The following is a 2,639-nucleotide window of genomic DNA, read 5'->3' as shown; positions in this document are numbered from 1 at the left end:
GTCGACTGCAGTACATTTTCCGGAACGGATGGATGCGGCGATCCTGACAAATTCGTCCCAGACGTCCACGATGAGCTCGAGCCTCACATCGCGGTCAGTGACCGCAGCCAGTTGCGGTGGGACTTCGTGATTTCGAGGGACATGAAGCCGTCGGTCACGAAGGTGTGACAGGCGAGGGCATAGATCGAATCCTAGTGCTCGTGCCAGACCCATTGCGAAATCGGTGTAGCCATGGGTGTCGACGGCGAGCTGCGCGATGTCTCCGGCCGCACTCTGTCGGACCACTCCCTCGATCGCGGCGCCGGCCTGACGCTCGTTCAAGACGATCGGCTGATCGTAAAAGATACCCCATCGATCGAGCACATGCGTGTACATCCCGATGGATGCCGTGCGGCGCCTCGGATCGGCACGCGCCTGCCAGACTGTGCGAGTCGTCTCCAGCGACATCATGTCGGAGGATGCCAGATCGGCGCGGCCCCAGTGAGCGGCGACGGGATGCTCATGCATGAATTCGAGGACAGCATCGGCAGCAAGCCGAAGCATTCTCTCATCCTCAAGTCGTTTCATCATCTGGCGGATGGCGGCCGGTGAAATCTCCGGGACCATCCGGGAGATCTCCGCTGCCGAGAGCGAGGTCCCGTGCGCCAGGACAGCCGAATACATCATGAGTAGTTCGACCCGCGATCGAGGTTCACGCCCAAGCAGGATCCAGCTGAAGCGCGTTGCGCTGTCGATTTCGAGAATGATCTCCGGTAGCTGGCCGGGCGGATGGGCTTCAAAAATAGCGCGTCGCAGACGATCGGCTTCTACGTCTTCTAGCTGAGCCTCCAATGGATCGAGATGCACCGCCGTATCAATCCGCACCTTGCCTTCATCCGCTGCACGATCCAGCAGTTCAAGGCGCTGGTCGAGATGGGCCAGAACCGGACCCAGAAACTCCTGAGGGTCCTGCGGCAGCCCAAGATGCCCATACAGGTTGTTCCGCCTTGTCCGCCACTCTTCGGCCGGGATCAGCATATGTGCCTGACTCCGGAAGGAAAAGCTGTGCTCGACAAAGATCGTGCCGTTGCGTAGAGCGACGCGCAACGCAAAAAGCGTGGCCCATTCGAAAGCCACCATCGCCTTCTGGCGGTCGTAGCCATCGATCGATTCACGCCAGGCACGCCCAAGCCGGATACTCACGCCGTCGGGCAACAGGTAGGCATGGCGCCGATAGAGATCTCGCAACAGGACGATCGCATCCAGCACCGGATGAGCGGTGTCGGCCTCGAACGGCAACTGGACAATACGGATCAGCAGGTTGCGCGCATAGTACCGCTTTCGGAGCAGAGACCGCCGGATCTCGCTGCGGCGGCTGGGTTGATGTGGTTGGAGGACCTGATCTGCCAGCACGCAAAGCTTTTTGCCCAGATCTTCACGCGAGAGCGATTCGTCAGTCGCGAGTGCCTTTACGGCGAGGGCGAATTCACGAAGCTGATCGGCGGCTTTCAATCGAGCGGTTTCAATGTCACGCGACGCATCGTTGACGACCTTTAGCACCCAGCGACGCAACATTGTGAGTACCTGATCGGTCGCGGTACAAAGCGCATAACGCATGAAACACGCCGCTTCAAGCCTTCGGCCTTGTGGCTCGATCCGTTTGCTGATCGAAGGTGGCCGGCTGGCGCAGCGACGCGCGTAATACCGCACGATCGCATCGTTGCACCCGGCTGGCCAGCTGTTGGCCACGCCGTGCATCGTGAGCAGCTTGATCTTGTCGAGCACCTCACTCATCTGGTGGGTCGAGCCACGAAGCGGGACGGCCCACAGCCATTGCTGCAGACTCGTGTGGTCTCCATGCGGCTGAGCCAGGAGACGCGCCCAGCTTTCGAGCTTGTCGATGCCGAGCGCCTGCTCAAGCGTCCCGTGCAATGAATCCTCGATATCGTGTACGGCCTGAACAACGAACTGCCTCAGGCTGCGATCGGGCGGTATGACGAGGCGATGTTCGTAAAGCCAGCGCTTCAGGTCGCTCATTAGCTGGCCTCGCTCCGGGCGGCCGGTAAGCTGTTCCTTGAGCCAGCGGATCACATATCGACGCTGATGTTCGGCGATCGACCGGAAATTTACGATGGTTTTTGCGAAGCCCTGGTGGTCCGACAGCGTCTTGAAGTTACCGTCGTAGATCGACCGCAGCGTCCCAACGTCTGGCGGCTGGACATCAAGCTGCTGGCCAAGGTGTCGCCAGAGAATGGTTGGGATCTGCCTGTATGAATCAAGCGGCCGACCGGTCATTCGCAGGAAACCGACATGCAGCGCGATGGCCAACCGGTAAAGATCGGTGCGCCGCGAATCGATCTGGGTGCGTTCGCGTTTTGAAAAAGTAAAGAATGTGCTGAGTTCGAATTCGCTCAGCTCGCGCGGTACCTGCCGGATCCCAAGATATGCCAGTCGCCAGTGATCCATCGGGCAGCTCCGCGTCGATGACGTGAGCGAACAAGCGTAGCGACGCAAAATCATCCGTGCCACGGTAGAAATCGGGATTCCGGCCTGGCGGCACAGCAACTAAGGAAAGGACCTGATCACGGCCCACCAAGTTGACATAACACGTCGCGACTGACACATCGCGAGCCAGCATCATGTTGTCGTAATTACTTCCG

1 protein-coding gene is annotated in these 2,639 nt (G+C 59.5%); it reads right to left on the bottom strand.

The window, feature by feature from the left end; translation table 11 throughout:
- On the bottom strand, positions 1 to 2,445 hold a 2,445-nt coding region (locus BMI01S_RS36790; protein WP_042293155.1), incomplete at its 3' end, for a Tn3 family transposase.
- Positions 2,446 to 2,639 lie beyond the last annotated feature (194 nt).

Source organism: Paraburkholderia mimosarum LMG 23256 = NBRC 106338 (assembly GCF_000739815.1).
Classification (GTDB): domain Bacteria; phylum Pseudomonadota; class Gammaproteobacteria; order Burkholderiales; family Burkholderiaceae; genus Paraburkholderia; species Paraburkholderia mimosarum.
The sequence above is the reverse complement of the archived record's forward strand: the minus strand, read 5'-3'. Positions and strand labels throughout refer to the sequence as shown.